Origin of the sequence: Enterobacter sp. 120016 (genome assembly GCF_018383635.1) — a bacterium.
GTDB classification, from domain to species: Bacteria; Pseudomonadota; Gammaproteobacteria; order Enterobacterales; family Enterobacteriaceae; genus Enterobacter; species Enterobacter asburiae_D.
Map to the genome: position 1 here is coordinate 1 of NZ_JAHAWC010000065.1, position 236 is coordinate 236.

1 protein-coding gene is annotated in these 236 nt (G+C 51.3%); it reads left to right on the forward strand.

What is annotated here, in order from left to right; genetic code table 11:
• A partial coding sequence (locus KIF87_RS23135) for a GTP-binding protein (RefSeq protein ID WP_349628256.1) occupies nt 1–236 on the forward strand: 236 nt, incomplete at both ends.

The following is a 236-nucleotide window of genomic DNA, read 5'->3' on the forward strand; positions in this document are numbered from 1 at the left end:
AAATGCGACATGGTTGATGACGAAGAGCTGCTGGAACTGGTAGAGATGGAAGTTCGTGAACTGCTGTCTCAGTACGATTTCCCAGGCGACGATACTCCAATCGTTCGTGGTTCTGCTCTGAAAGCGCTGGAAGGTGACGCAGAGTGGGAAGCGAAAATCATCGAACTGGCTGGCTTCCTGGATTCTTACATCCCAGAACCAGAGCGTGCGATTGACAAGCCATTCCTGCTGCCAAT